Source organism: Ureibacillus sp. FSL E2-3493 (genome assembly GCF_038077515.1).
GTDB classification, from domain to species: domain Bacteria; phylum Bacillota; class Bacilli; order Bacillales_A; family Planococcaceae; genus Ureibacillus; species Ureibacillus halotolerans.
In genome coordinates, this window is record NZ_JBBOPK010000001.1 from 3624719 (window position 1) to 3632500 (window position 7782).

Annotated in this window: 5 protein-coding genes; all 5 read left to right on the forward strand. The window is 34.7% G+C overall.

Annotated features, from left to right (window positions below; translation table 11 throughout):
* Positions 1–161 precede the first annotated feature (161 nt).
* The 5 genes from dnaN (at position 162) to gyrA (ending at position 7470) form a co-directional block, all read left to right on the forward strand.
* On the forward strand, positions 162–1298 hold the full coding sequence (dnaN, locus tag MHH69_RS18625; protein WP_122972043.1) for a DNA polymerase III subunit beta: 1137 nt from the start codon (positions 162–164) through the stop codon (positions 1296–1298).
* Between the two features lie 165 nt (positions 1299–1463).
* Positions 1464–1691 (forward strand): S4 domain-containing protein YaaA, encoded by a 228-nt coding sequence (gene yaaA, locus MHH69_RS18630; RefSeq protein WP_122972042.1) that lies wholly within the window; start codon positions 1464–1466, stop codon positions 1689–1691.
* Positions 1692–2807: a DNA replication/repair protein RecF gene (gene recF, locus MHH69_RS18635; RefSeq protein ID WP_122972041.1), complete on the forward strand. Its 1116-nt coding sequence runs from the start codon at positions 1692–1694 to the stop codon at positions 2805–2807.
* A gap of 176 nt (positions 2808–2983) precedes the next feature.
* Positions 2984–4912 (forward strand): DNA topoisomerase (ATP-hydrolyzing) subunit B, encoded by a 1929-nt coding sequence (gene gyrB / locus MHH69_RS18640; RefSeq protein WP_174232677.1) that lies wholly within the window; start codon positions 2984–2986, stop codon positions 4910–4912.
* Positions 4913–4938: 26 nt separating this feature from the next.
* A complete protein-coding gene (gyrA, locus tag MHH69_RS18645; protein ID WP_122972040.1) occupies positions 4939–7470 on the forward strand; it encodes a DNA gyrase subunit A in 2532 nt (843 codons plus the stop codon).
* The last annotated feature ends 312 nt before the right edge of the window (positions 7471–7782 follow it).

A 7782-nucleotide genomic window follows, 5' to 3' on the forward strand; every position in this document is an offset into this window, starting at 1 on the left:
AACATGATGAAGTTCTCACAACTTTATTCACAATTTATTAACATGTGGATAATTTGATTTCATGCATGTTTGAATGAGTTATACACAAATCCACAGGGCCTATTACTATATCTATTAATATCTTTTAAAAATAATATAATTAATTAAGAGAGGGTCTAATGATGAAATTTGATATAATGCGAGATCATTTACTAGATGGATTAAATGACGTAATGAAAGCCGTAAGTTCCAAAACGACAATTCCGATTTTAACGGGGATTAAATTGGATGTAACAAACGAAGGGTTAACATTAACGGGTAGTGATGCAGATATAACTATCCAAACATTTATTCCGATTGAAGAAAACGGAGATCAATTAATCAATGTGACTGAAACAGGCTCCATTGTTTTACAAGCAAGAATGTTTAATGAGATTGTTCGAAAATTACCAACAAATGATGTTGAAATCGAAGTATCTAACGGTTTACAAACTCATATTCGTTCTGGGAAATCTGAATTCCATCTTATCGGATTAGACGCTTCAGAGTATCCATTATTACCTGAAGTTTCAACTGATAGACAATTTTCAATACCGGCTGATTTATTAAAATCTATTATTCGAGAAACAGTTTTTGCAGTAGCAGCATCTGAAAGCCGTCCTGTATTAACAGGGGTGAATTGGCAAATTCATGGTAATGAATTAATTTGTATTGCAACAGATAGTCACCGTTTAGCTAGAAGAAAAACAATATTAGAAAATTTACCTACAGATGTAAACTCTGTCGTTATACCAGGTAAAAGCTTAAATGAACTAAATAAAATTTTAGGAGATTCGACAAATCCTGTTCAAATCGTTATTACAAACCAACAAGTTTTATTTAAAACAGAAAATGTTTTATTCTTCTCTCGTCTATTAGAAGGGAATTACCCAGAAACATCCCGTTTAATACCAGAAGAATTTAAAACAAACATTACAATTAACGGGAAATCCTTATTACAAGCAATCGATCGTGCTTCTTTATTAGCTCGAGAAGATCGTAATAATGTTGTACGTTTTGAAACATTCGACGGAAATATTGTTGAAATTTCATCTAACTCTCCTGAAATCGGAAAAGTAGAAGAGCAAATTCCTGTGGAAACATTAGAAGGGGAAAATTTAAAAATTTCCTTCAGTGCAAAATATATGATGGAAGCGTTAAAAGCAATTGATGGACAAGATGTAGTCATTCAATTTACAGGTGCAATGAGACCATTTACATTACGTTCTATACATGATGATGCAATTTTACAATTGATCTTACCAGTAAGAACTTATTAATCAAACATTATGGATAAATGAGATAGTCATTCGTGGCTATCTTTTTTATTTCTTTCGGTTACAAAAATTTCCTGACAACGCCCTTATCCTACTTTCCTTGGATTTTTTCCTTAATTTTAGGTATGATATAAGGATAGATGTACGTAATCGGAGGATGAATTTAATTTGGATGAAATTATAATTGATACAGAATTTATAACCCTTGGTCAAGCTTTAAAAGTTACAGATGCAATTAGCTCTGGTGGCATGTCTAAATGGTTCCTTCAAGAAAATGATGTATTTGTTAACGGTGAAATCGACAAAAGACGTGGCCGTAAACTACGACATGGCGATGTCATTAATATTCCTGGCTGTGGTAGATTTGTCATCGTCAATAAGAACGGAGAAAATTAAATGTTCATCGAGCATTTACAGCTTACAAATTATCGTAACTATGAATCATTAACATTAGATTTTTCACCCAAAATTAATGTGTTTATTGGGGAGAACGCTCAAGGTAAAACAAATGTAATGGAATCTATCTATGTTTTAGCCATGGCAAAATCCCATCGAACAAGTAATGATAAAGAATTAATCCGTTGGCAAGCAGACTATGGTAAAATAGATGGTGTTGTCCAAAATCGTTACGGTAGTTTTCCAATGGAATTGTCTGTTACGAAAAAAGGCAAAAAGGGCAAAATAAACCATTTAGAACAAACGAAGTTAAGCAATTATATTGGTCAAATGAACGTGGTGATGTTTGCTCCTGAAGATTTAAACGTCGTAAAAGGTAGCCCGCAAATAAGAAGGCGGTTTATCGACATGGAAATAGGTCAAATATCGCCAGTGTATTTACATGAATTGCTTACATTTCAGAAATTATTAAAACAGCGCAATCATTTGCTGAAAATAAATCAAGGGAAACAGCAAATCGATGACGTTTTATTTGCTATTTATACTGAGCAATATATTCAGTCAGCTGTCCAAATTATTCGTAAAAGACTTCAATTTATACAACTTTTACAAGATTGGGCTGAAAAAATCCATTCTGGCATCTCACGTGGTCTTGAAAAGTTAACGATTCAATATCGAGCTACTTCTGGACTTAATCCAGAATGGAATGATGATGAAATGGCTACATACTTGGAAAAGAAGTTAGCAGAAGTAAGAAAGCGTGAGCTTGAAAGAGGGATTACATTAGTTGGTCCACATCGAGATGATTTACAGTTTTTGGTAAATGATTATGATGTTCAAACTTATGGATCACAAGGTCAACAACGTACAACAGCCTTATCTTTGAAACTAGCTGAAATAGAATTAATTAAGCAAGAGACGAAAGAGGCACCTATTTTACTTTTAGATGACGTATTGTCCGAATTAGATGATTATCGCCAATCACATTTATTAAACACCATTCAAGGTGAAGTGCAAACGTTTGTCACGACAACAAGTGTTGATGGGATTCATCATGAAACAATACAACATGCGAAAATGTTTCACGTGAAACAAGGTGTAATAGAAACTCAATAAATAAACAAATTAATTTAATTTTTTAATCTAAGCGAATTGTACTGTAGCCTTAAATTTTATGGCATTGGGAATAACAGTTAAAAAATTCGCTTAAGTTTTCATTTAGAAAGTTTTAGAAATTTTGATAAAGCTTTTTAATTTTGACACATACTGAGGTAATGAAAGAGTAGGTGAACATGGTGGCTTTAGAAGAGAAACAAGTTCAACAAGCTTATGATGCGGATCAAATTCAAGTTTTAGAAGGGTTAGAAGCTGTTCGTAAGCGTCCAGGGATGTATATTGGCTCCACAAGCTCTAAAGGGCTTCACCATTTAGTTTGGGAAATCGTGGATAACAGTATTGACGAAGCATTAGCAGGTTATTGTACAGAAATTACGGTTGCAATTGAAAAAGACAACTGGATTCGTGTAGAAGATAATGGTCGTGGTATTCCAGTCAATATTCAAGAAAAAATGGGAATGCCAGCAGTTGAAGTTATTATGACAGTTCTACATGCTGGTGGTAAATTCGGCGGTGGCGGATATAAAGTATCAGGTGGTCTTCACGGTGTAGGTGCATCTGTAGTGAATGCTTTATCTGTTGCAACGGAAGTATATGTAAAACGTGATGGTCATATTCATTCCATCAAATTCGAACGAGGTAAAACTGTTCAACCAGTAAAAATTATTGGTGATACTGAGGAGACAGGTACAACAACTCGTTTTAAAGCGGATCCAGAAATTTTCAAAGAAACAACTGTTTACGAATATGATATTTTAGCAACTCGTATACGAGAACTTGCTTATTTAAACCGTGGTATTCGCATTACTATTGTGGATGAACGAGAAGAAGAAAAGCGCATAAACACATATCACTTTGAAGGTGGTATTCGTGAGTATGTAGAGCATTTAAATAAAACAAAAGAACCGATTCATGACCCAATTGATATCATGGGTGAAAAAGATGGTATTTCGGTTGAAATTGCAATGCAGTATAATGCTGGATTCTCTTCTAACATTTATTCATTTGCTAACAATATTAATACTTATGAGGGCGGTACTCATGAATCAGGTTTTAAAACAGCCCTTACACGAGTAATTAATGACTATGCACGTAAAGGAAATTTATTAAAAGATACTGAAGGAAATTTAACTGGTGAGGATGTAAGGGAAGGATTGACGGCAATTATATCTGTCAAACACCCTGATCCACAATTTGAAGGACAAACGAAAACAAAATTAGGAAATTCAGAAGTAAGTTCCATTACAAACTCTTTATTTTCTGATGGTTTTGAACGTTTCATGTTAGAAAATCCTTCTGTAGCACGAAAAATCGTAGAAAAAGGATTAATGGCTGCTCGTGCCCGTGTTGCAGCGAAAAAAGCACGTGAATTTACACGCCGTAAATCTGCTTTAGAAGTATCCAGCCTTCCAGGAAAACTTGCAGACTGTTCTTCTACTAATCCTGCTGAGTCAGAAATTTATATTGTAGAAGGTGATTCCGCAGGCGGTTCTGCTAAATCAGGGCGTGATCGTTACTTCCAAGCGATTTTACCGTTGCGCGGAAAGATTTTAAACGTTGAAAAGGCAAATATTAATCGAATTTTGTCGAATGCTGAAATTCGTGCGATGATTACAGCGTTTGGTACAGGTATTGGAGAAGAATTTGATTTAGAAAAAGCACGTTATCATAAAATCGTTATTATGACAGATGCCGATGTTGATGGTGCTCATATTCGTATTCTTTTATTAACATTCTTCTTCCGCTTTATGCGTCCGCTAATTGAAGCTGGTTATGTATATGCGGCTCAACCACCTTTATATCAAGTGAAACAAGGTAAACATGTTGAGTATTGTTATTCAGATGAAGAACTACAAGCGATATTAGAACGCTTACCAAGCATGCCGAAACCAGTCGTCCAACGTTATAAAGGTCTAGGTGAAATGAATGCTGAACAACTTTGGGATACAACGATGGATCCAGAGCATCGCACGCTTCTTCAAGTTGAATTAGATGATGCAATGAAAGCAGATCAAATCTTCCAAGAATTAATGGGGGATGAGGTCGAGCCTCGTCGAAAATTCATTGAAGATAATGCGGTATATGTACAAAACTTAGACATTTAACTTGGTTCTGAAGGGAGGTCTTTCATATGTCTGAAAATCAACATGAAGGTGTAAAAGGAATAAAAATAAGTGAAGAAGTACAAACATCGTTTTTAAACTATGCAATGAGCGTTATCGTATCACGGGCATTACCAGATGTACGTGATGGTTTAAAACCGGTACACCGTCGTATTCTATATGGAATGCATGAGCTAGGAAATACGTCAGATAAACCATATAAAAAATCTGCTCGTATTGTTGGAGACGTAATGGGGAAATACCATCCCCATGGTGACTCATCAATTTATGACGCCATGGTACGTATGGCGCAAGATTTTAGTTATCGATATATGTTAGTAGATGGTCATGGTAACTTTGGTTCTGTCGATGGCGACGGAGCTGCGGCGATGCGTTATACAGAATCTCGTATGTCCAAAATAACAATGGAAATGTTACGAGATATTAATAAAGATACGATTGATTATCAAGCAAACTATGATGGAAATGAAAAAGAGCCTATCGTATTACCAGCTCGTATTCCAAACCTTTTATTAAACGGTGCCTCTGGTATTGCGGTAGGGATGGCAACAAACATTCCACCCCATCAATTAGGGGAAACAATCGATGCGGTTATCGCTTTATCTGAAAATCCAGCGATTACAACAGAAGAGTTAATGGAAATTATCCCAGGTCCTGATTTTCCAACTGGTGGTTTAATACTAGGACGAAGTGGTATTCGCCGAGCATACGAAACAGGTCGTGGTTCCATTACTGTCCGTGCTAAAGCAGAAATTGAAACGAAATCGAATGGTAAAGAAACAATTATCGTTCATGAAATACCATACCAAGTTAATAAGGCAAGATTAATTGAGAAAATTGCTGAATTAGTACGGGATAAAAAGATTGATGGCATTACGAATTTACGAGATGAATCCGATCGACGTGGTATGCGTATTGTTATTGAAGTTCGTAAAGATGCAAATGCTAACGTTATCCTTAATAATTTATATAAACAAACTGCTATGCAATCTAACTTTGGCGTGAACATGCTAGCATTAGTTAATGGTCAACCGAAAGTTTTAAGTTTAAAAGAAGTGCTGTTCCATTACTTAGAACATCAAAAAGTTGTGATTACACGCCGTACGCAGTTTGAATTAAGAAAAGCTGAAGATCGTGCACATATTTTAGAAGGTTTAAGAATCGCCCTAGATCATATTGATGAAATTATTAGTATTATTCGTTCTTCTCGATCTGGTGATGAAGCTAAACCGGTATTAATGGAACGTTTTAATTTAACTGAACGTCAAGCGCAAGCAATTTTAGATATGCGTTTAGTACGTTTAAGTGGTTTAGAACGGGAAAAAATTGAAAATGAATATCAAGAACTTCAAGTATTAATTGCTGAGTTAAAAGCAATTTTAGCCGATGAAAGTAAAGTAATTGATATTATTCGAACAGAATTGACAGAAATTAAAGAACGATATAATGATAAACGCCGTACAGAAATTACTGCTGGTGGACTTGAAATGATCGAAGATGAGGATTTAATTCCTCGTGAAGATTCTGTTATTACATTAACGCATAATGGCTACATAAAGCGACTTGCTTCTAATACGTACCGAAGCCAAAAACGTGGTGGTCGTGGTGTGCAAGGAATGGGTACCCATGAAGATGATTTCGTTGAACATTTATTGTTCACTTCAACCCACGACACAATTCTATTCTTTACATCAAAAGGGAAAGTATACCGTGCCAAAGGATATGAAATCCCTGAGTTTGGTCGAACAGCAAAAGGTTTACCAATTGTAAATCTGTTACCTTTAGAGAAAGAAGAAAAAGTAACAGCCATGATTCATGTTAATGAATTTAAGGAAGATGCTTACTTTATTTTTACAACTAAAACAGGTATTACAAAACGTACGCAACTATCACAATTTGCTAATATTCGTACAAGTGGATTAATCGCAATTCATTTACATGATGATGATGATTTAATTTCAGTTCGATTAACCGACGGAACGAAGGATGTTATTATCGGAACCCATGATGGTATGTTAATCCGTTTCAAAGAAGAAGAAATTCGTTCGATGGGACGTACAGCATCAGGTGTACGTGGTATAAAACTTCGTGAAGGCGATTATGTAGTAGGGATGGAAATAGTTGAACCAGGCCAAGAAATTTTAGTTGTTACTGAAAAAGGTTATGGAAAACGTACTCCTGAATCAGAATATCGTCTACAAAGCCGTGGTGGTGTAGGTCTTAAAACAATCCAAATTACGGAGAAAAATGGTCCGATGTGTGCTGTTAAAACAGTAGACGGATCAGAAGATATTATGTTAATTACGATTAACGGAATTTTAATCCGTATGGATGTTAATGATATTTCCATCATTGGACGAAGTACTCAAGGTGTTCGTTTAATTCGTCTAAGTGAAGATGAGTTAGTTGCAACAGTAGCCCGTGTAAAGAAAGATGAAGAAACCGAAGAAGATATAGCAGATGAAGATAATACAACTGCTGAATTAAACAATGATTCAGTAATAGATTCTTCTGAGACAGATTCTGAAACAGAAGAATAAAATGAACAAACTGATTCAAAGGTTCAAATGAACTTTTGAATCAGTTTTTTTATTTGTTTAATGATGAAATACCTAAAAAAGTATATAGAATTTAAAATCTTCTTTCTTTTAATAGTTATCCTAGTTGCTAAAAGAGAAATAAATAGTCTTTTTATGCTATTCTGAATGCACTCTATCATAGATTTTCAGTTTAAATTCGATTATTAAGGGATATATATAAATTTTGAACTTAAAATATAGTATAATATATCTAAAAAAAAACGATATAACTATTTCTTTAGATACACAAACTGCAATTTCAAACTATCAAAG

Coding starts and splice junctions, on each gene's coding strand:
- dnaN (WP_122972043.1), top strand. CDS start 162: ATGAAATTTGATATAATGCGAGATCATTTACTAGATGGATTAAATGAC.
- recF (WP_122972041.1), top strand. CDS start 1,692: ATGTTCATCGAGCATTTACAGCTTACAAATTATCGTAACTATGAATCA.
- gyrB (WP_174232677.1), top strand. CDS start 2,984: ATGGTGGCTTTAGAAGAGAAACAAGTTCAACAAGCTTATGATGCGGAT.
- gyrA (WP_122972040.1), top strand. CDS start 4,939: ATGTCTGAAAATCAACATGAAGGTGTAAAAGGAATAAAAATAAGTGAA.